Origin of the sequence: Rhizobium phaseoli, from assembly GCF_010668805.1 — a bacterium.
In the GTDB taxonomy this organism is placed as follows: domain Bacteria; phylum Pseudomonadota; class Alphaproteobacteria; order Rhizobiales; family Rhizobiaceae; genus Rhizobium; species Rhizobium phaseoli_A.
In genome coordinates this window covers 12,724-34,251 of the sequence record NZ_WUFT01000035.1, presented here as the reverse complement: position 1 = coordinate 34,251, position 21,528 = coordinate 12,724, and the positions used below count along the sequence as shown (strand labels likewise).

Annotated in this window: 17 protein-coding genes; 4 read left to right on the top strand and 13 right to left on the bottom strand. The window is 59.3% G+C overall.

The window, feature by feature from the left end:
- Positions 1-446: 446 nt before the first annotated feature.
- The gene (locus tag GR197_RS30330; RefSeq protein ID WP_130663799.1) at positions 447-1,289 is read left to right on the top strand and encodes an IclR family transcriptional regulator; all 843 of its coding nucleotides are present in this window, start codon (positions 447-449) and stop codon (positions 1,287-1,289) included.
- A gap of 117 nt (positions 1,290-1,406) precedes the next feature.
- Here GR197_RS30330 and GR197_RS30325 read toward each other — a convergent pair whose 3' ends face one another.
- Genes GR197_RS30325 through GR197_RS30280 form a run of 10 tightly spaced genes read right to left on the bottom strand, consistent with a single transcriptional unit; the run spans position 1,407 to position 15,016 of the window.
- Positions 1,407-3,071 (bottom strand): electron transfer flavoprotein-ubiquinone oxidoreductase, encoded by a 1,665-nt coding sequence (locus tag GR197_RS30325; protein WP_018480579.1) that lies wholly within the window; start codon positions 3,069-3,071, stop codon positions 1,407-1,409.
- A 12-nt stretch (positions 3,072-3,083) separates the two neighbouring features.
- Positions 3,084-3,980 (bottom strand): bifunctional methylenetetrahydrofolate dehydrogenase/methenyltetrahydrofolate cyclohydrolase FolD, encoded by an 897-nt coding sequence (gene folD / locus GR197_RS30320; protein ID WP_018480578.1) that lies wholly within the window; start codon positions 3,978-3,980, stop codon positions 3,084-3,086.
- Between the two features lie 3 nt (positions 3,981-3,983).
- Positions 3,984-4,868, bottom strand: a complete 885-nt coding sequence (purU, locus tag GR197_RS30315; RefSeq protein WP_026236622.1) for a formyltetrahydrofolate deformylase — start codon at positions 4,866-4,868, stop codon at positions 3,984-3,986.
- 27 nt (positions 4,869-4,895) lie between these two features.
- Positions 4,896-5,828, bottom strand: coding sequence for an electron transfer flavoprotein subunit alpha/FixB family protein (locus GR197_RS30310; RefSeq protein WP_018480576.1), 933 nt, complete (start codon positions 5,826-5,828; stop codon positions 4,896-4,898).
- A gap of 23 nt (positions 5,829-5,851) precedes the next feature.
- Positions 5,852-6,601, bottom strand: coding sequence for an electron transfer flavoprotein subunit beta/FixA family protein (locus GR197_RS30305; RefSeq protein ID WP_018480575.1), 750 nt, complete (start codon positions 6,599-6,601; stop codon positions 5,852-5,854).
- 15 nt (positions 6,602-6,616) lie between these two features.
- Complete coding sequence (locus GR197_RS30300; RefSeq protein ID WP_131711143.1) at positions 6,617-7,729, bottom strand: aminomethyltransferase family protein; 1,113 nt, start codon at positions 7,727-7,729, stop codon at positions 6,617-6,619.
- A 20-nt stretch (positions 7,730-7,749) separates the two neighbouring features.
- Positions 7,750-9,789, bottom strand: coding sequence for an FAD-dependent oxidoreductase (locus GR197_RS30295; RefSeq protein ID WP_018480573.1), 2,040 nt, complete (start codon positions 9,787-9,789; stop codon positions 7,750-7,752).
- Between the two features lie 4 nt (positions 9,790-9,793).
- A complete protein-coding gene (locus GR197_RS30290) occupies positions 9,794-11,035 on the bottom strand; it encodes a Tm-1-like ATP-binding domain-containing protein (RefSeq protein WP_018480572.1) in 1,242 nt (413 codons plus the stop codon).
- A gap of 31 nt (positions 11,036-11,066) precedes the next feature.
- Positions 11,067-13,538, bottom strand: coding sequence for an FAD-dependent oxidoreductase (locus tag GR197_RS30285; RefSeq protein WP_032982155.1), 2,472 nt, complete (start codon positions 13,536-13,538; stop codon positions 11,067-11,069).
- Positions 13,535-15,016, bottom strand: coding sequence for an aldehyde dehydrogenase (locus tag GR197_RS30280; RefSeq protein WP_018480570.1), 1,482 nt, complete (start codon positions 15,014-15,016; stop codon positions 13,535-13,537). The genes GR197_RS30285 and GR197_RS30280 overlap by 4 nt, the downstream gene beginning before the upstream one ends.
- 258 nt (positions 15,017-15,274) lie before the next feature.
- On the opposite strand from GR197_RS30280, the gene GR197_RS30275 reads away from it, so the two are divergent.
- From GR197_RS30275 to GR197_RS30265, 3 genes are read left to right on the top strand one after another with little or no spacing between them, the layout of a single operon-like run.
- Positions 15,275-15,478, top strand: a complete 204-nt coding sequence (locus GR197_RS30275; protein ID WP_018480569.1) for a hypothetical protein — start codon at positions 15,275-15,277, stop codon at positions 15,476-15,478.
- Entirely contained in the window at positions 15,479-16,126 is a 648-nt protein-coding gene (locus GR197_RS30270; RefSeq protein WP_018480568.1) for an HAD-IA family hydrolase, read from the top strand.
- Between the two features lie 29 nt (positions 16,127-16,155).
- Positions 16,156-17,511 (top strand): aminotransferase class III-fold pyridoxal phosphate-dependent enzyme, encoded by a 1,356-nt coding sequence (locus tag GR197_RS30265; protein WP_018480567.1) that lies wholly within the window; start codon positions 16,156-16,158, stop codon positions 17,509-17,511.
- Positions 17,512-17,585: 74 nt separating this feature from the next.
- Here the strand turns inward: GR197_RS30265 and GR197_RS30260 are convergent, their stop codons facing one another.
- The 3 genes from GR197_RS30260 to GR197_RS30250 form a co-directional block, all read right to left on the bottom strand.
- The gene (locus tag GR197_RS30260; protein WP_018480566.1) at positions 17,586-19,541 is read right to left on the bottom strand and encodes an acetoacetate--CoA ligase; all 1,956 of its coding nucleotides are present in this window, start codon (positions 19,539-19,541) and stop codon (positions 17,586-17,588) included.
- Between the two features lie 159 nt (positions 19,542-19,700).
- On the bottom strand, positions 19,701-19,898 hold the full coding sequence (locus GR197_RS30255; RefSeq protein ID WP_018480565.1) for a DUF2783 domain-containing protein: 198 nt from the start codon (positions 19,896-19,898) through the stop codon (positions 19,701-19,703).
- A 4-nt stretch (positions 19,899-19,902) separates the two neighbouring features.
- Positions 19,903-21,525, bottom strand: coding sequence for an FAD-dependent oxidoreductase (locus GR197_RS30250; protein WP_018480564.1), 1,623 nt, complete (start codon positions 21,523-21,525; stop codon positions 19,903-19,905).
- Positions 21,526-21,528 lie beyond the last annotated feature (3 nt).

Below are 21,528 nucleotides of genomic sequence, written 5' to 3'. Positions count from 1 at the left end.
TGATCCAACATCCTGGAAATCGATCGGCGTTCGTCAAAACTCAAATGCGAAAAGGTACGGATCAAACCACGGCTCCCGAAAAGCAGGCAGCTTAGCGCCTTTGTTGCAGTTCGAGATAGAATGTACCGTTATGTTATACTATATTGCATAACCACATTTATGGAACTGAAGTGAGGATCGAAGGTAGATAGCGGGAGATGCGCTGCTCTCACGGGGCTTCATTGAGTACGGTCCATTATTGTCACCGATGGATATATATTGAACGGCTAGACCTTGATTGTCAATTCTGATGATCCTTGGCGCACCGCCGATTATTCCGGTATCTTTCGCGAAGGCTGATATGAAGGCTGGGGCGGTGATGTGAGAGTTGACTGAACCTGTAAGGTTCATCATTATCGCCTTCGGTTTAAATTCGTTAAATGCCCTCTTAGGCTAAAGGAATCCCGTTGTCGCAACCGGCCCCCAAAAAAGCCCCCATCGCAATGCGTACAGTTGACAAAGCTTTCAGCCTATTAAGCTTTTTTACGATCTCGACGCCCGAGTTTGGGCTCAGCGATCTTGCGCGCAGGGCGGAACTCGACAAGGCCACGACCCTGCGAATTCTAGTTTCGCTCACAAAGCATGGCTTTGTGGAGCAGGATGCCAGCACCAAGAGGTATCGCCTCGGAACGAGTGTTTTGCGCTTCGCGAGGATTCGAGAAGCGTGCTTTCCGATCGTTTCCGTACTTCAACCAATCGTAGACCGCTTGGCACTGGACACATCCGAGACCGCACACGCTGCTCTAGCCGCAGACAATGCCCTTATGACGATCGCCATCGCCGAACCCCAACGCTCCACGCGTGTCTTCGTTGACCCTTCGCAGCTACTACCCTTCCATGCTACCGCATCCGGGCTCGCGTATCTCGCTTTCGCTCCACCGAACGTCATCGATATAGTTATGTCTTCCCAAGAATTCGCAGGCCATACGGAACTCACGTTGCGGAGGCCTCAGCAACTCAAAGAAAGGCTCTCGCTGATCCGCGAACGTGGTTTTGCAATTGCCGAGAGGAGCTTTGAGACTGAAGTGATCGGAATCGCAGCACCGATCTTCGATAGCAGCGGTTATTCGCTTGGGGCTTTGGCAGTAGCTTCGGTTGCATCAAGAATGTCAGAGGAAAAGCAGCAGCTCATTGTAGGGGAGGTACTCCAAGCCTCAATCGAGGTGACTCGATCCTTGGGTTCTGAGCCAAATCCAATAGTAGTTCGGGCGAGAAAGGAGTTTCCGAAAGGGGCTCAGATACAGCAGTAAACTACCCTGAAGCTGCTCGAAACAAGCGTATTAATTCGCTAACCGAGCGTTCTCGACGTCCCGAATGGGTTCCTGGCGAAGCGCGGCGTAATTCGCATACCCTTCCTTACTTATAGGCTACATATTCGGATACACCGGCCCCTCGCCGCCCTGCGGCGGCACCCAGGTGATGTTTTGGTTGGGGTCCTTGATGTCGCAGGTCTTGCAGTGGACGCAGTTCTGAGCATTGATGACGAAGACGTCCTGGCCGTCCTTTTCCACCCATTCGTAGACACCGGCCGGACAGTAGCGCGTCGAGGGACCGGCGAAGACGTCGTGTTCGGAGCGCTTCTGCAGGGCCATGTCCTTGACCTTCAGGTGCACCGGTTCGTTTTCCTCGTGATTGGTGTTCGACAGGAACACCGAGGAGAGACGGTCGAAGGTCAGCACGCCGTCGGGCTTCGGATAGGCGATCGGCTTGTGCATGGACGCCGGCTCCAGCGATTGCGCATCGGTCTTGCCGTGTTTCAGCGTGCCGAAGAACGAGAAGCCGAACAGCGTATTGGTCCACATGTCGAGACCGCCGAGCGCGACGCCGGCTGCCGTGCCGAGCTTCGACCACAGCGGTTTGACGTTGCGCACCCGCTTCAGGTCCTGGCCGATGGCGCTGTCGCGCCAGCCGTTCTCGATCTCGATCACCTCGTCATTGCCCCGGCCCGCGGCGATGGCATCGGCGAGCTTTTCGGCGGCGAGCATGCCCGACAGCACCGCATTATGGCTGCCCTTGATGCGCGGCACGTTGACGAAACCGGCGGAACAGCCAATCAGCGCGCCGCCGGGGAAGGTCAGCTTCGGCACCGACTGGTAGCCGCCCTCGGTGATCGCGCGGGCGCCATAGGTCAGCCGCTTGCCACCCTCGAAGGTGCCGCGGATCGAGGGATGCGTCTTGAAGCGCTGGAATTCCTCGAACGGATAGAGATAGGGGTTCTTGTAGTTGAGGTGGATGACGAAGCCGACGGCGACCAGGTTATCCTCAAGGTGATAGAGGAACGAACCGCCCCCGGTCTTTATGCCGAGCGGCCAACCGAACGAATGCTGGACGAGACCTTGCTTGTGGTTCTCTGGCTTCACCTGCCAGAGTTCCTTGATGCCGATGCCGAACTTTTGCGGTTCGCGATCCTTCGAGAGATCGAACTTGGCAATCAGCTGCTTGGCAAGGGAGCCACGCACGCCCTCGCCGATCAGCGTGTATTTGCCAAGAAGCTCCATGCCGCGGGCAAAGTTCAGGCCGGGCTCGCCGTTCTTCTCGACGCCCATGTCGCCGGTGGCGACACCGATGACGGCGCCATGATCATTGTAGAGCACTTCGGTTGCGGCAAAACCCGGATAGATCTCGACACCCAGCGCTTCGGCCTTCTCGGCCAGCCATCGACAGACCAGACCGAGCGAAACGATGTAATTGCCGTGATTGTTCATCAAAGGCGGCATGGCGAAATTCGGCAGGCGGATGGAGCCTGCGGGACCGAGCAGCAGGAACTGGTCGTCCTTGACCTCGGTCTTGAAGGGATGCCCCTCCTCCTCGCGCCAGCCCGGCAGCAGCCGGTCGATGCCGATCGGATCGACGACGGCGCCCGACAGGATATGCGCGCCGACCTCGGCACCCTTTTCCAGAACGACGACGGAAAGCTCCGGATTGACCTGCTTCAGCCGGATCGCCGCCGAAAGACCGGCCGGGCCTGCGCCGACGATCACCACGTCGAATTCCATGCTTTCGCGTTCGGTGGATTCCATGTGCTCGCTCATTTTCAGCTCGGTTCAGAACTTCGGCGGTGGGCAGTTTGCCTTGCGGTAAGCGGCGATAACCGTGTTGGCCATCAGCATTGCTATGGTCATTGGGCCAACGCCGCCAGGAACCGGGGTGATGACACCGGCAACCTTGGCGGCTTCATCGAAAGCGACGTCACCGACGAGGCGGGTCTTGCCCTCGCCGCGCTCGGGTGCCGCGATGCGGTTGATGCCGACGTCGATGACGGTGGCACCGAGCTTGACCCAATCGGCCTTGACCATCTCGGGCCGACCGACGGCGGCGACCAGAATATCCGCGTTGCGGCAGACTTCGGCGAGGTTCTTCGTGCGCGAATGGGCAATGGTGACTGTCGCATTGGCATTCAGCAGAAGCTGCGCCATCGGCTTGCCGAATAGGTTGGAACGTCCGATGACCACAGCATTGAGGCCGGAGAGATCCTCACCATGCGTCCGCTTGACGAAGATCATCGCGCCGGCGGGGGTGCAGGAGACGAGGCCGCCATCGAGATCGCCGGTCGCCAGCTTGCCCGCGTTGACCACGTGCAAACCGTCGACGTCCTTTCCGGGCAGGATCGACTGGATGATCGGCTCGGAATTCAGGTGCTTGGGCAACGGCAGCTGGACAAGTATGCCGTGAAGCGTCTCGTCGACGTTGAGTGTCTGGACGAGTGCGGCGAGTTCTTCCTGCGTTGTCTCCTCGGGCAGCGTGTGCTGCACCGAGGTGAAGCCGCATTCCTTGGCCATCTTGCTCTTCGACGACACATAAGCGTGGCTTGCGGGATCATTGCCGACGATCACCACAGCGAGGCCAGGCGCTATGTTCGCCATCTCGCCAAGCCTCGCCGTCGCCAATTTAACACTATCGATCACGTCGCTGGCGACTCGCTTCCCATCAAGAATCGTCATAACTCACCCCATCCGCTCGGAGACGTAGGAGCCCGGGCTGGCCGGAAATACGATTGTCCTGTTGCCGTTGATGAAGGTCCGGTGATGAATATGGGCGTGGATAGCGCGGGCCAGAACCTGGCTTTCGACATCGCGACCGATCGAGACATAGTCCTCGGCGCTTTGCGCATGAGTGATCCGGGCAATATCCTGCTCAATGATCGGACCCTCGTCGAGATCAGCGGTGACGTAATGCGCCGTCGCCCCGATCAGCTTCACCCCGCGCTCATAGGCCTGCTTGTAAGGGTTGGCGCCCTTGAAGGACGGCAGGAAGGAATGGTGGATATTGATAATCCGGCCCGACATTTTCTGGCACATCTGGTCCGACAGGATCTGCATGTAGCGCGCGAGCACGATCAACTCCGTGCCGGTCTGCTCGACCACATCCATGATCCGCGCCTCGGCCTGCGGCTTGTTGGCCTTGGTCACCGGAATATGGTGGAAGGGGATATCGTGGTTGACCACCACCTTCTGATATTCGAAATGGTTGGAGACGACGCCGACGATATCGATCGGCAGCGCGCCGATCTTCCAGCGATAGAGCAGGTCGTTCAGGCAATGGCCGAAGCGTGACACCATCAGCAACACCTTCATTTTCGTGTCGCCGCTGTGGAAGTCACTAATCATGCCAAACTTCTTTTGGACGGGCTCGAAGCCCTCTATGATCTCCTGGATACCTACGCCCTGTTCGCTGGTGAAGGTAAGTCGCATAAAGAACATACCGGTGTCGAGATCGTCGAACTGCGAGGAGTCAACGATGTTGCAGCCTCTATCGGCCAGTAACCCGGTGATAGCGGCCACGATGCCGCGGGTCGATACGCATGATACGTTAAGGATGTACGTGTTCATTTTCAGGTCCATTGGCTGTTATGTTGATTAGAGGGCCTGCTCGAGTTCCGGTAGTGCCTCGAAGAGATCGGCGGCAAGTCCATAGTCAGCAATCTGGAAGATCGGAGCTTCCTCGTCATTATTGATCGCGACGATCACCTTGGAGTCCTTCATGCCGGCGAGATGCTGGATCGCACCTGAAATACCGCAGGCGACGTAGAGATCGGGCGCGACGACCTTACCCGTCTGACCAACCTGCCAATCGTTCGGAGCGTAACCCGCATCGACGGCAGCGCGGCTTGCGCCGACAGCCGCACTCAGCTTGTCGGCTACGGGAAGAATGACCTCCTTGAACTTCTCGTACGAGCCGATTGCACGCCCGCCGGCGACGACAATCTTCGCGGATGTCAACTCCGGCCTGTCCGACGACGACAAGGAGTTCGAGACGAAGGCTGACAGCACTGAGGAAAAGGCTGCCGTCGAGACCGTCTCGACGGCAGCAGTTGGGCCATGGAAGGCCGGGGAAAACGAGGCGGTGCGGACAGTAATCACCTTCTTCGCATCGCTCGACTGAACCGTCTGGATGGCGTTACCGGCATAGATCGGGCGCTTGAAGGTATCGCTGGAAACAACGTCGGTGATCTCGGAGATCTGGGCGACATTGAGCAGAGCTGCGACGCGCGGCAGGACGTTCTTCCCGACCGAGGTGGCGGCTGAAAGGATGGTGTCGTAGGAGCCGGCCAGCGAGACGATCAGGTCGGCCAGCGGCTCGGCCAGATTGTTGGCAAGCTCGTCGCTTTCGGCAAGCACCACCTTCGAAACGCCGACAAGCTTGGCAGCGGCCTCGGCGGCAGCCTTTGCGCCTTTGCCGGAGACCAGAATGTGGACATCGCCGCCGATCTGAGTGGCAGCGGTCAGAGCCTTGGCGGTATGGTCGGAAAGGCTGGCATTGTCGTGGTCAGCCAGAAGAAGAATGGCCATGGTGATAATCTCCTTTGTCTGGCTTAAAGCACGCCGGCTTCGTTTTTCAGCTTGTCGACCAGTTCGGCAACCGACTTGACCTTGACGCCGGCCTTGCGGCCCGACGGCTCTTCGGTCTTCAGCACCTTGAGGCGCGGAGCTGTGGAAACGCCGAAGTCGGCCGGGCTCTTCTTGTTGAGCGGCTTCTTCTTCGCCTTCATGATGTTGGGCAGTGAGGCGTAGCGCGGCTCGTTGAGGCGCAGGTCCGAGGTGATCACGGCGGGAAGCTTGATCTCGATCGTCTGCAGGCCGCCATCGACTTCGCGGGTCACGGTTGCCTTCCCGTCACCGAGTTCGATCTTCGAGGCAAAGGTCGCCTGCGCAGAGCGCATCAGCGCCGCCAGCATTTGGCCGGTCTGGTTCGAATCGTCGTCGATCGCCTGCTTGCCGACGATGACGAGGCCCGGCTGTTCGGCATCGACAACGCCTTTGAGGATCTTGGCAACCGCAAGCGGCTCGACCGCATCGTCCGTCTCGACCAGGATCGCCCGGTCGGCGCCCATCGCAAGCGCCGTGCGCAGCGTCTCTTCGGCCTTGGCAGGACCGATTGAAACTACGACCACTTCCTCTACCTTGCCAGCTTCCTTCAGCCGAAGCGCCTCTTCCACCGAAATCTCGTCGAAGGGATTCATCGACATCTTGACGTTGGCAAGCTCGACGCCTGTTCCATCCGGCTTGACGCGGATCTTGACGTTGTAGTCAACAACCCGCTTCACGGTTACAAGAATTTTCATGCACGATCCTCCTGCTTAAGCACGCGAGCGGATGGATTTTGGGTCGTAGACAGCGGTCCTGCGAACCGTAACACTCGTCCCATCTTCCAGTGTGAGACTTTGTCCGTCGCTGGCGCCGGCGATCTGGACGTAGGCCAATGCAAGTCCGTGCCCGACGGTGTGCCCATGGGCGGCCGAGGTGACTTTTCCGATGGCCTCACCGGCAAGCTTCACCACCGTTCCAATGGCTGGAAGAGCGGAACCGACTGGCAATTCCAGCAGGACAAGCATACGCTCCACTCCGTCCTGCTTCTGTCGTTCGACAACCGCTTTGCCGGGATAGGACGCATCCTTCGGCTTAACCGTCCAACCCAGCCCCGCTTCAACAGGCGTCGTGTCCTCACCGATATCCCGACCCCAGATCGGGTAACGTTTCTCGATGCGAAGCGATCCCATCGACCCGGCTCCGCAAGGTACCAGACCGAGCGATTTCCCGGACCCCAGCAGGGTGTCATAGAAGCTTTCAATGTGCTCGGTCGGCACCCAGAGTTCATAGCCAAGTTCGCCCGTGAAACCAGTTCGGGTCAGGATAACGTCGTCGATACCGGCAACCGTCGCCTTCACAACACCGAAGCCGGGAAGTCCTTCGGTGGAGACGTCTTGGTTGGTCACACGTTCCAGGCAGGCCCGCGACTGCGGTCCCTGAAGGGAAAGCGACACATAGCGATAGCCGAGCGAGACAACATGGACACCATATGACTTTCCGCGTTCCTTGAGGTATGCTTCTACCCTATCGACACGATGCGGCGCCGGCACCACCCAGAACAGGTCCTGAGCCGGTCGATAGGTGATGACATCGTCGATAAAGCCGCCGGCTTCGTTGAGGATGCCGCCATAGACTCCCCGGCCCGGAGCCACCTTCGTCATGTCCGCGACGAAGGTCTCATTCAGGAAAGTCTCCGCCTCGGCGCCTGCGACTTCGAGAAGAAACTGTCCGAAAATCTCGAACAGGCCGGCGGCATTTCGCACGGCTTCATGTTCGGACTTCGCATCCGTAAATACATTCGCGGTCAGGAAATGGGCTTTCTCGGCCATCTCTGCATTGCGCGCCTTGAAGGCGTGATAAAGCGGCGTCCGTTTTGCTGTCATGATTGTTGATCCCTTCGATCTCAAAGAAAAAGTGTTGGGCGCTCGCGCCTGAAAATCCGATCCTTGGGTTCAGTCCCGAGAAGCTCGCGTGCATGACGATGGCCAGAGTAGACCGCGCCCTGGATGACGCCCGGACACTCCGCATCGCCGATTGTGCGATAAGACAAGCCCCGCGCGGTGAGCGCTTCGCCAAGGCGCGTGTCGGGCAAGCGCGTTCCCACGGCGACCAGCGTCGCGGCGGCAATCGTTGGCAGCGCCTCGCCCGTGTCGCCTCGGCTGACGGCAAGTCCTTCCCCGCTCCAGCTGGTTGCGACGCTGTTCGGATACATACGCACACCGGCGGCTTTCATCTCGGCCAGCATGCGGGGTTGCTCGAGCGTATGACCCATCCAGGCCGAAAGCGAAGGCATGGGAGTTACCAAGTGCACGGCGTGTCCCTTTGCCGCGAGGTCTGCCGCCAGGGCGTTGGCCATGTAGTAATGATCATCGTCGTAGATGACGACAGAGCGGGCGACGTCTGCCCCGTCCATGATATCGTCCGGCGTGAGGGCCGCACCGGCAAACCCCGGTATAGGGGTGAGCCGCGTTCGCCCGGCTCCATCGCTGCGCCACGGCGCGCCGGTTGCTAGGAGGACATGGTCGGCCCCGAATTCTGCGATGCCGTCGGCATCGAGTTCGCTGCCCGGGTAGAGATTGACGTTCGGCATCTGCTGAAGCTGGTAGAGCCGATAGTCCTTGACCCGCCCCCAGGAGGCAAGACCCTTTATCCTGGACTCGCGGGCCGAGCGGCCGCCCATTTCTTCGGAACGTTCGGCCACCGTCACCTCGTGCCCGGCCTTGGCAAGCACGAGGCCCGCCTCAAGACCGGCAGGGCCGGAACCGACGATCAACATGTTCCTTGCGTTGGCGGTCGCGGGAATATTCTCAGGGTGCCAACCACGGCGCCATTCCTCGGAAATTGTCGGGTTCTGCGTGCAGCGCAGTTCCACACCGATTGTCTCGACCGCGACGCACATGTTGCAGCCGATGCATTCGCGGATGTCCTCAATCCGCCCATCGCGGATTTTCGCCGGAAGGAAGGGATCGGCAATCGACGGACGGGCTGCGCCGATGAGATCGAGCACGCCGCGCCGGATCTGGCTGACCATGGCGTCGGGCGAGGTGAAGCGCCCGACGCCCAGCACCGGCTTGCCGGTTACCTGCTTGACGAAACTGGTGAACTCTTCCTGGAAGCCTTCGGCATCGTAGCGCGCCGTTCCGCTGTCGCGGCTCCAGGATGAGACATTCACGTCCCACAAATCAGGGAGATCGGCCAGTGCCTCTACGACGGCCCTTCCCTCCCCGCTGTTCAGGATCCGCTTCGGTCCGGAGAGTTCATGAACCGCGAAACGCACCGCGACGGCCATGTCGCCGCCGGCCTCCTCCTTGGTTTCTTCCAGAACCTCCCGGAAAAGCCGCAGCCGATTTTCAAAGCTCCCGCCATACTCGTCCGTCCGGAAGTTGTAGGCGGGCGACAGAAAGTGCCACAAGATCGACGCTTCGTGCGACGCATAAACATAGACGATGTCGTAGCCCGCTGCCTTTGCGCGCCGCGTCGCCGCACGGTACATTTGCCGGAGATTGCGGATATCTTCGCTATCCATGGCCTTTGCCATGAACGGCATGTCGGGTTTCAGGATGGGTACGACAGAGGGACCCATCGCCGGGTAGCCCGTTGTTATCCCGCGGGAACGGATGCCGGTATGCGCCAACTCGATCGAGGCGAGCGCGCCATGCGCGTGAATGCGGTTAACAGAGCGCGCATGGGCGGCGACATCGCCGTCGTCCCAAAGCCGCTCGTAGGGCAGGCCGGCGAGATCCGAGGTAGGATCGATCTCGCTGAGCTGCATCGCGACGATGCCCCAACCACCTTCGGCGCGGGTTTCACGAATGCCGATTGCTCCGTTCGGCATCAGATAGCTGTGGCCGATGGCATGCGGCATGGAGACGAAGCGGTTCGGCGCCGTGACCGGGCCGATCTTCAGCGGTTCGAATAGTGAAGCGTAACGCGGATCCATCATAGCGTCACCGCGTGGTCTTGATGGTGCCGTCGGCAATCCACCGATCGATGATATCGAGAACCTTGTGAGAGAAGGCGAGGTCATTGATGTGGCAATCGAGGACGGACAGTTCGATTGGGTCAACCATGACCTTCTTATACTCATCGACCATTTCGGCGAGCGCTTCCGGATCGTGCGCAGGCATGCCTTCAACATCCCAGGCATGAATGCCCTGGGTGGGAAGTACGAAATGAACCGGGCCCTTCGATTGCTTGAGTCGGCATGCCACTTCGCGTGCCAGTTCGCGTCTCTCCTCGCCGGTCAATGAGGCAGAGGCCAAAAGACGGTTGTGAGCGTGATAGGGGCGATCCCGGAAGCGCTCCGGCACCGGCTGCCAGGTGGCAAAATCGATCATGTCGCCGAATGCAGGGGCCGCGATGATCGGTGTCCCGCGCCGGGCGGCCGCCATCATGCGGTTGCTGCCGGCGTTTACAACCGAACCCACCATCAGATTACCAATTTCTGCGACAGCGAGTTCCAGAACAGCAGCGAAATAGCCCTGCTCCGCGAGGCTTTCGAGCGCCATTCCTCCCATGCCTGTCCCGTGAAAGACGGCAACCGAGAATCCTCGATCGATGAGCGGCTGGCGCAGGTGGATCATATATTGAAGCGCTGACGAGCCGAAGCTCACCATACCGATGACCGGGCGGTCCGGATCCGGCGGCTCTACCGCAAGCGCCGCGCCATAAACAGCGCCGGCAGCTTGGCTGAGCGTTGCCTTGCAGATATCATTGAGGCCGTAGAGACCACCGGCCCAAAGGATCATCTGGATATCGGCGGAGAGCCGGTCTGGAGCGATAAGAGGCGAGAATGCGATGGTTGAGACGACATATTTTGGTACACCGATCGGAAGCGCGCGCGCGCAATCGAGCGCGAGATCGGTTCCCATTGTTCCACCAAGCGCGATCATGCCGTCGATGCGATTGTCGGCGTTGAGCTTTGCGCACAATTTGGATGCACCGGCCGCCATGATCTGCATGGCGAAATTCTCGTCGTCGGCGTTGATGGCATCGTCGATTGTCTTGCCAACGGCGGCGGCGACCTCATGTTTCGAGATGTCCGTTGAACGAGACGGATCACCCAGCACGCTGACGTCCATCGAGATGACATTTCCGCCAAGCTTCCGGATACAGTCGGCGACATAATTGAGCTCTTGGTCCTTCGTATCGTACGTCCCGATCACGAGGATATTTTTTTGTTGGCTCATCTTCAGTTCCCCTTATTTTATTTATCCTGATTCAACCGCGCATGATGGCTCCGGCGGGATCGTAAAAGGCCCCGAGTTGGACTCGGATCGGGTAGAGCCTGCCGGCGATTTGCACGTGGAAGCCAGCTTCCTCGAGCCAGTCTTTGGTGACACCGCCCTCGTTATGAAGGGAAGCAAGGCCAACCATAGCATTTACTCTCCAACCCCAGCCGCCGGACGTGACATGACCGACAAGCGCATCATTCTTGAAGACTGGTTCGTTGTGAATGAGATACGGACCGGTCTCGGCGGACGCCCCTTCGACCATCATCGAAACGGTGCGGTGGGGCGTAGCGGTACCATACGTAGCCTTCTGTCGGGCTAGCGTCTCACGTCCTACGAAGTTAGCCTTCGAGAGTTTTACGGCGAAGCCCAGCCCAGTTTCGTACGGCGTATCTTCCTCGCCGATGTCGTGACCAAGGTGCCGGAAAGCCTTTTCGAGGCGGCAGGCCCCAAGGGCAAACATACCAGCATGGCGCAGGCCGTGAGCGGAGCCAACACGCATGATCTCGTCATATAGATGCGCCGTAAACTCGCTCGAGACCAGCAGTTCGTAACCGAGCTCACCCAGGAACGAACGCCTGATAGCCCATACACGTGCGAAGGCCAGGTCAATCTCCCTCGCCGCGCCGAACGGGAAGGCTTCATTCGACAGATTGTCCTCAGACAACGTCTGCAGGATTGCCCGGGATTGCGGACCGTGGATCGTCAGCAGACCATAGGCCGAAGTGGCATCGAAGATCTCGAAGCGCCATGCCGGGTCGGCATGTGCACGGATATGTGCCTGATCGCGGATCTGGCTCGGATGACCGGTCACGACCATGAACTGTTCGGACGAAATCCGTGTGATCGTAACGTCCGCCTCGATCCCGCCTTTCTCGTTCAAGAACTGCGTGTAGACGGAGGTGCCGACCGCTACGTCCAGCTCTGCGCCGCTGACGTGATTGAGCGCCGCCACCGCCCCGGGCCCCTGGACGAGGAGCTTTCCGTACATGGACTGGTCGATCAATACCGCCTGATCACGGGCTGCGATGCACTCCTCCTTTACGCGCACGGACCAGTCTTGCCATCCGAGGCTGGCGCGCTCCGGCCAGACCGGATTGGCTGCATCGAAGTACATCGGCACTTCCCAACCGATGCGCTCAGCCATCAAGGCTCCGGCAGACAACAGGCGATCGTGCAACGGCACTCGCCGAACGCCACGCGCCGTTTCGATCTGCCGACCGGGCCAGTGCAGACCCCAGTGTAGGCCGATGGCTTCGGTGACGCGCTCGGCGTTGTAGGCCTTGTTTTTTTGAAAAGGATGGGCCCGCGCCGCAAGCATCGAGGCCACTCCACGAGCCGGCTGACCTTCTGTCATCCAATTTGCCATCGTCAGCCCAACGCCGCCGGAGTTTAGGATGCCGTTTGAATTCATGCCTGCAGCAATGAAGAGGCCGGGCATCTCCGGGGCGGGCCCGATGTATGGCCTGCCATCTGGCGTGAAACTTTCCGGACCGTTGAAAAAAGTCTGGATACCCATGGTTTCAAGCGCGGGGAAACGGGTGAAGAACTTCTCCAGGACCGGCTCCACGTGCTCCATGTCGAAGGGAAGTTCGTCGAACTCGAAACTCTCCGGAATGCCGTCGCGCCCCCAGGCTTTGCCGCGTGCCTCGAAGCCGCCAATCAGAAGCTTGCCAGCATCTTCCTTCGTGTAAAGTCGCTCTTCCAGGACGACAAGACCAGGCAGCGTGCGTGGCAGATCGGGGATGGCTTCGGTGAGGATGTAGAAGTGTTCGGCCGCGTGAAGCGGTACCGTGACACCGTGCTCGGCGGCAAAGCGCAATGACCACATGCCTGCGGCAAGCAGAACCTTTTCAGTCGCGATGACGCCTTGGTCGGTATCGACACCCACGACCTTGCCGTCGCGCGTCAAAATACGGATTGCCTTCGTGTTCTCGAAAATCTTGCAGCCGCGCGCCTTGGCTCCCTTTGCCAGGGCCTGCGTCACATCTAGCGGGTTCACCTGCCCATTCGATGGAACAAGGAAACCGCAATGTACATCGGACGTATCGACCAGCGGCCAGAGATCATTGATCTCCTCACCCGTAAGAAGCCGACTGTCGATCTTCATCCGCGCGGCGTGATCATGGTTGCGCCGCAACTGCTCCGCACGAATATCAGACAGCGCCAGATGCAGGGTGCCGTTCTGCTTGTAGCCGGTCGCCTGCCCGGTCTCAATTTCAAGTTCCGTGAAGAGACGCGCCGTATATTTCGATAGCTCGGTCTGGGCCGAGCTTTCACGCAACTGGCCGACGATACCGGCTGCGTGCCATGTCGTTCCGGAGGCAAGTTGCTTGCGCTCCAGGAGGACAGCGCCTTCAACGCCCTTTTTCGCCAGATGATAAAGGGTCGAGACCCCGATAATGCCACCGCCGATGATAACGGCTGGCGCGGTTTGCGGAAGGGAATTGGGTGTGGTCACAGCTGAATCCATGCGGTCTTGAGGTCGAGAAACTTGTCGAGCGCGTGCGGAGACTTGTCATGGCCGTTTCCTGACTGCTTCACACCGCCGAGCGGCACCGTCAGATCCGAGCCGCCATATGTGTTGACATGTACGACGCCAGCCCGAAGCGCATGAACCATGCGATGGGCACGCGAGAGATTGGCGGTCCAGACTGCGGACGCGAGACCGAACTCGGTCCTATTGGCGATGCGGATGGCCTCTGCTTCGTCCGTAAACGGGATCACAGCGAGAACCGGGCCAAAGACTTCGTGCCGGGCAACTTCCATATCGGCGTGAACGTTTGACAGAACCGTGGGCGCCATGAACCACCCACCCGTTTCCTCAAGGATGCGCGCGCCCCCAGTAAGAAGTTCTGCACCCTCCGATTTTGCGCGTTCGGCAAAGCCGAGGCTGCGGAGCAACTGAGCCTCCGAGTTGATGGCGCCAGCCTCGGTTGAGAGATCGAGAGGGTCCCCGACTTTCATGCCTTCAGCAGTTTTCACCACCTTTGCTGCGAATTCCTCGGCGATGGAGGCTTCGACCAGCAGGCGAGATCCGGCTATGCACACCTGCCCGGAATTACGGAAGATGCCGTAAGCCGCCACCTTCGCGGCCTTGTCGAGGTCGGGTGCGTCGGCAAAGACAATATTTGGACTCTTGCCGCCGAGTTCGAGGTACGTTCGTTTCAAGTTGGAACGGGCAGCATATTCGAGCAGCTTCCGCCCTACCCCACCGGAACCGGTGAAGGCCATCACATCGACATCCATCGAAAGGGCAAGGGCTTTGCCGGTAACAGGACCCTTGCCCGTCACGACATTGAAGACACCGGGTGGCACGCCCGCCTCAAGTGCAAGTTCTGCGACGCGCAGCAAGGTAAGCGATGCTGTTTCCGCCGGTTTCAAGACCACGCTGTTGCCGGCCGCAAGCGCAGGCGCAATCTTCCAGGCCCCGATCATCAGCGGAAAATTCCAGGGAACGATAGCGGCGACCACCCCGATGGGCTGCCTGTGCACCAGTGCCAGCACGTCACTCTGGGTTGGGGCGATTTCGCCATACACTTTGTCGATCAACTCAGCATAGTAACGGAAGGTTGAGGCGGCGCTCATCGGTTCCGCCTTGAGGGCCATTGCGATCTCGGTGCCATTGTCGCGCACCCCAAGAACGGCCAGTTCGAGCGCGTCGCGTTCGATGAGTTCGGCCAACTTGAGTAGCACTTTCTTACGCAGCGACGGCGCGGCGCGGGACCAGGCGCCGGAACCAAAGGCCGTACGTCCAGAAGCGCAGGCCAGTTCGACATCGTCACGACCGGCGTCTGCGATTGTGGTCAACCGGGTGCCGTCAAGGGGCGAAAACACATCGAGCGTCTCGCCAGACTGTGCAGGGCACATTTTGCCGTCGATAAGCAGACCCTGCGCACCGATCGTCGCTTTTCGCTTGGCGTTGATCTCATTCTGCATCGCGTACCTGCCCCATTGGTTGCGGACATCTATCCGACGGTTTCCGTTTCCGTGGGTAGCGACGCCATACGTCGCCACGCGCCACTCGTCAGCGGCAAAAGCCGCACGTCAAACGACGGCCAAGCGGCCATCATCACGCTATTAAAATGCAAACTCCCAGCTTGCCGACGGTTGGTTCATTATTATCTCCGCCGTTTCAAAAATGTTGCATTTGTGATTGGTTTCTGTCAAGTAGTTAAACGGTGAGGCGCAAAAAAAATGAACGAAATTGCCAGGGAACGCGAGGAGACGCCCGTGAAAGCCATCGGCAAGGCCATGATTCGTTTAAGTTATTTCACCCCGTCTGGGCTCAAACACCCGGTAAATGATCTCGCGAAGGCCGCTTTGCCACGTGACGGCGACGCGGGCGACGGCGGTGAACCAAGGACGACCTTTCTCAGCAACACCAGGGAGAACCCATAAATGGCGCAACGGGCGTTGGTACTAGATTTCGGCGGTGTGATTTCGAAGACGCTCTTCGAAACACACGACCTGAGTGAAAAGGCACTTGGCCTTAATCGGGGAAGTCTGAGATGGCGAGGTCCCTTCGATACCGCGACAGACGCACTTTGGAACGACATGCAGGCTGGTTTGATCACCGAACGGGACTACTGGACGACCCGTGCGCGCGAAACCGGCCGCCTGGTGGGCAAGGATTGGCAGACCCTGCCGCCCTTCCTGAGCGCCGTTCGCGGCAACGATCCATCACAAGTCATCCGTCCCGAAGCGCTCCAGGCCATCGACGCCGCAAAGCGTGCAGGCCACCGTCTGGCGATTCTGTCCAATGAACTTGATCTATTCTACGGCAAGGAATTCCGGACAAAACTTCCCTTCCTTGCAGATTTCGATCTCATCGTCGATGCAACATATACCGAAATCCTGAAACCCGATCCTCGCGCCTTCGCCTTCATCACCAGCGGCCTTTCAATTGCGGCGGCCGACTGCGTCTTCGTCGACGATCAGTTGAAGAATATTCGCGGCGGTGAAGCCGTCGGCATGACCTGCGTGCATTTCGATGTCACCCGGCCGGCTTCCAGTTACGACCGAGCGCTTACGCATCTTTCCGCCTGAACCCAATCTCGTCAAAGGAGTAGAACACGATGGCTGACAGCAATTTCCTTACAGAACACAATGCCCGCCATGTCTGGCATCCGATGGCCCACCCGGCGGAGATGCGGGCGAATCCCCCCGTCATCATCAGCGGCGGCGAAGGCACTGAGATCATCGATATAGATGGGAAGCGACTTCTTGATGGCGTCGGTGGCCTCTGGAACGTCAATCTCGGCTATTCCTGTGATCCGGTAAAACAGGCGATCACAGCCCAGCTCAATGAACTACCCTACTATTCGGCGTTTCGCGGCACGACCAACGGCCCTCTGATCGAACTATCCGTGGCACTCGCAGAATTCTTCGCCCCTGACGGCATGGTCCGAAGCTTCTTCACCTCCGGTGGCTCCGATAGCGTCGAAACCGCGCTGCGGCTCGCTCGCCAGTTCCACAAACTGAACGGCCAGGCTGAACGCACCAAGTTCGTTTCCCTCAAAAAAGGCTACCACGGTACCCATTTCGGCGGCGCCAGCGTCAATGGCAACCAGAACTTCCGCAGGGCCTACGAGCCGCTTCTACCGGGAACGATTCACCTCGCCGCACCTTACGCGTACCGCAACCCGTTCAATACCGATGATCCAAAAGTCATTGCTGAGTGCATCGTTCAGCAGTTTGCCGACGAGATCGCCTTCCATGGGGCAGATACTATCGCCGCGCTCATCATGGAGCCCGTGCTGGGCGCCGGCGGTGTGATCGTGCCGCATGAAGGCCTTATGCCGTCTTTGCGGTCACTGTGCGACAAGCACGGCATTCTGCTGATCGCCGACGAGGTCATTACCGCCTTTGGCCGCACGGGCGCCTGGTCGGGAAGCCGCCTGTGGGGAGTCAAGCCGGATCTGATGTGCACGGCAAAGGCGATCACAAATGGCTACTTCCCCTTCGGCGCGGTGATGATCGGAAGCCGGGTCGCGGACGTGTTTGAAGCCGATCGAACTGCCATGGGAAGCATCGGTCATGGATACACCTATTCAGGCCATCCCGTTGGTGCAGCCGCCGCTATCGCCTGTCTCGCTGAAACGATCAAAAAGGATCTACCCTCCAATGCCGCGGCCCGCGGGGTGGAACTGTTCGATGGGCTCGAAGCGCTCAAGGAACGCTATCCGCTGGTTGGAGATGTACGAGGCATGGGCCTGATGTGTGCGATGGAACTTGTATCCAACCGCGAGGACAAAACTCCCGTCGGAAAGGATACCGTTGCGAAGGTCTATAAGGGCGCATATGAGGCCGGCGTGATGGTCCGCACCTCCGGCAACAATATCATCCTGTCGCCGACACTGATCATCACCAGCCAAGACGTCGCCCGCATCCTGGAAGCGCTCCAGGCAGGTCTGAAGGCTGCCGGCAACTGACACAGGGCATGACAAGACCGGGGCCAGCTTTACGCTGACCCCGGCCATGCACCGCAGTACGGATGGTTACAAACTCAGATCGACAATTCGGGCAATCGCGCAAACAGCTCGAGAGCCTGCGGATTGGCCAGGGCTTCCATGTTCTTGACCGCTCGCCCGTGCACCACATCCCGCACGGCAATCTCAACCACCTTGCCCGTCTTGGTCATGGGAATTTCGGCGACGGAAAGGACCTTGGCAGGCACGTGACGCGGCGATGCGCCGGCCCTGATCTGCAGCCTGATCCGCTGTTTCAAGGCCTCATCGAGCACAACACCGTCCCGCAGCTTGACAAACAACACAACGCGGACATCGTTGTCCCACTCTTGCCCGATACACACAGCTCCTTCAATCTCGGAGATGCGTTCGAGCTGATTGTAGATTTCTGCCGTGCCGATGCGCACGCCGCCCGGATTAAGCGTTGCATCGGACCGGCCATGGATGACTATACCCCCGTGCGCTGTCCATTCGGCAAAATCGCCATGACACCAACGGTTTTCGAACCGCTCAAAATAAGTGGAACGAAAGCGCGTGCCGTCCGGATCGTTCCAGAAGCCGATGGGCATGGAGGGGAACGCTGACGCGCACACCAATTCGCCCTTACCCTGCGCCAGCGGATGGCCATGATCGTCGAAGACATCGACAGCCATTCCAAGCCCGGGCCCCTGGATTTCTCCTGACCAAACAGACCTAACCGGATTGCCCAGGACAAAACATGAGACGATATCTGTGCCACCCGACATGGAGGCCAGGTGCACAGTTGCCTTGATGTCGCGGTAAACGTAGTCAAAAGTCTCCGGTGAGAGGGGCGAGCCGGTGGACAGCACAGACCTCAACCCGGCGAGACCGTGTGTTTCGGCGGGCTTCGCGCCGGCCTTGGCCAGGGCGTCGAGATATTTCGCCGAGGTGCCGAAGATCGAGATGGTCTCCTCCTGGGCATAATCCCACAAAACCGTGCAGTCGGGCGCGAAGGGTGAGCCATCATAGAGGCAGAGCGTAGCACCACTGGCGAGACCGGAAACGAGCCAGTTCCACATCATCCAGCCACAGGTCGTATAGTAAAATAGCCGCTCGCCCTCGTGCAGGCCACAATGGAAGCGATGCTCCTTCAAATGCTGGAGCAAGGTGCCGCCGGCCGAATGGACGATGCACTTTGGAATGCCTGTCGTCCCCGACGAGAACAGGATCATCAGCGGATGGGAGAACGGCAGCCGTTCAAACGCAAGCTCACGAACCGGGTATGCCGCCATGAGGTCATCGAACGTTTTCCCATCAATCAGGGTCGAGGCAAGGTCGGCGGCGCCACCACAATAATCGACTATGACAAAGGGGACGGCAAGCCTGGCCTGCAAGGCTCTGACCTTGTTGCCCACGTCGATCCGTTTGCCGTTATACCAGTAGCTATCGCAGGCGAGGAAAAGCTTCGGCTCGATCTGCCCGAAGCGGTCGATCACGCCCTGTTCACCGAAATCAGGCGAGCAGGACGACCAGATGGCCCCAATGGATGCCGCTGCCAACATGCAAGCAACCGCCTCCGGCACGTTTGGAAGCATGGCGGCGATCCGGTCGCCCTCCCCGAGACCGAGCGCGCGAAATGCCTGCTGCAGACGCGATACCGTCGAACGCAGATGGTCCCAGCTCCAACGGCTTTCAGCTTTGTCCTCGCCTCGGAAGATCAGCGCATTCTCCGCACCGCGTTTCATCAAAAGGTTTTCTGCGAAGTTAAGCCTTGCCCGTGGGAAAAACCGATCTTCAAGAATATGCCCTGCGTCAAGCAGCGGCAGATCCCCTTTCTCTCCTGTGACGCCGCAATAATCCCACACCGCTGACCAGAACGCCCCCCTGTCGCGAACGGACCAAGCATGAAATCGCTCGTGATCCGGCAAGCTCGTTGCGTACCGGCTGGAACACCAGTCTCGAAAACGGGTCATTTCCGCTTCTGTTCTGGCGTGGACATCGGGTGTGAAATGCGGCTGCGCACTCTCGCTCATCGGCACTCTTCCTAGCATGGGGCAACCAGTTATGGATGCCTTCCCCCTCAACTTTACAGATTTTCGTCCATGTTCGGGCCGAACAGCAGCAACGCCTGCAGACGACACTGGCTAGGCGTCATGAGCGGGCCAGCAAGACCACATGCCCTGCACAGGCGCTTAAGCCGTCCCGATGCCTCTTCGCGCCAGGTCGAGCGCCTCGCGGATTGTCTCATGATCGCCGACCTGGTTCATGAGGATCAGGATCAGACGGGCATTCATCGCATGGCTTTCCTCTTGGGAAAGTCCATCATGCGCCTTGATCAGCATAGCATAGGACTCGTCCGGCCGGGAGAGGTTCGCTTGGATCTCGATCATCTCTTCAGTCCTTTGCAAGGGCGCGAGCGAGCGCTGCGGCGACTGCCCGGGGGTCGAACGTGTCGAAGCGGGCGCACACATGTTGATCGGGACGGATCAGGTAAACGGCTCTGCCTGCGCTGCCGAGATAGCGCGCGCACAATGCATCGTTTTCAGCGGCAGTATAGGACAATATCTTGAGCGCGATGCCATGTGCTGAAAACGTTGCGGGCACTTCGGCATCGACCGCTAGCAGCGTAAAATCTCCACCGACCCGCGCAAGCAGCCAGCCGTTATCGACTGGCGCATCCGGGCACGGGCTGCCAGGGCGTGTACGGGCGGGAAGACCGGTCGCATCCGGCCCGTTGAGCCGCGAACCGTCATAGGTACATGGAAGCGACAAGCGGCCGGAATTCACGATGGTCCGCGCAAAGGGTGCTGCCTCGGCGAGGGAGAGAACCGCATTGCGGAAGAGCTTGGAGATTGCAGACTTCGGCGTGATAAAATCCGTCGCGCGGGTTGAATTGACGATGTTCTCGTCGGCACCATGAACGCGTTCCTGATCGTAGGTGTCTAGCAGCGCGTCGCCGGCCAGGCCCTTAACGAGCAGCGCTAGTTTCCAGCCAAGATTGTCTGCGTCCTGAATGCCGGAATTGGCGCCTCGTGCGCCAAACGGCGAGACCTGATGGGCGGAGTCTCCCGCGAAAAGAACCGGCCCGTGGCGGAACCTGTCCATGCGGCGGCATTGGAAGGTATAGATCGAGCACCATTCGAGTTCGTAGTCGACATCCGGTCCCAGCATGGCACTGACGCGCGCACGGATGTTTTCCGGCTGCAATTCCGTCTGCCGGTCGATATTCCACCCAAGCTGGAAATCGATCCGCCAGATGTCGTCCGGCTGCTTGTGCAGAAGAGCGCTGTCACCCGACTTGAAATGCGGCTCGAACCAGAACCACCGCTCCGTCGGGAAATCCGCCTTCATCTTCACATCGGCGATCAGGAAGTTGTCCTCGAAAACCCGGCCCTCGAAGCCGAGATCCAGCATCGAACGGATCGGCGATCGCGCGCCGTCGCAAGCGACAAGCCAGTCCGCCTCTATCTGGTACGGCCCGTCCGGTGTGGTGACATCAATCGTTACAAAGTTGCCGTGGCGCTTGATGGCATCGACGCGGTTCCGCCCGCGGATCTCGATCGGCGCCCCTTCCTCCTGCGCCCTCACGATGGCTTCGTGCAGGAACTTTTCAAATAAGGGCTGCTGGAGATTGATAAAGGCCGGGAAAGCGTGTCCGCTCTCCGGCAACAGATTGAATTCATAGAGCTGGCGATCGTCATGGAACACCTTGCCGACATTCCACTGGACGCCCTTGGCTAGCATGGCCTCCCCGGCCCCGAGGCGGTCACATATTTCCAGCGTGCGCTTGGCAAAGCAGATGGCACGGCTGCCGAGACCGGCTCCTTCCTGATCGTCCAGGACGAGAACTGGAATGCCCCGCCTGCCAAGGTCCAGCGCCGTTGCGAGACCGACAGGTCCGCCGCCGGCGACCACCACAGTGTGGCGGACAGGCACCGGAGCCGTCTGGTCTGAAGACTTTGCGTAGGGATACAATCGGAACGCTAACGGATAGCGATCCGTGGCGAGTTTTTCCATGGT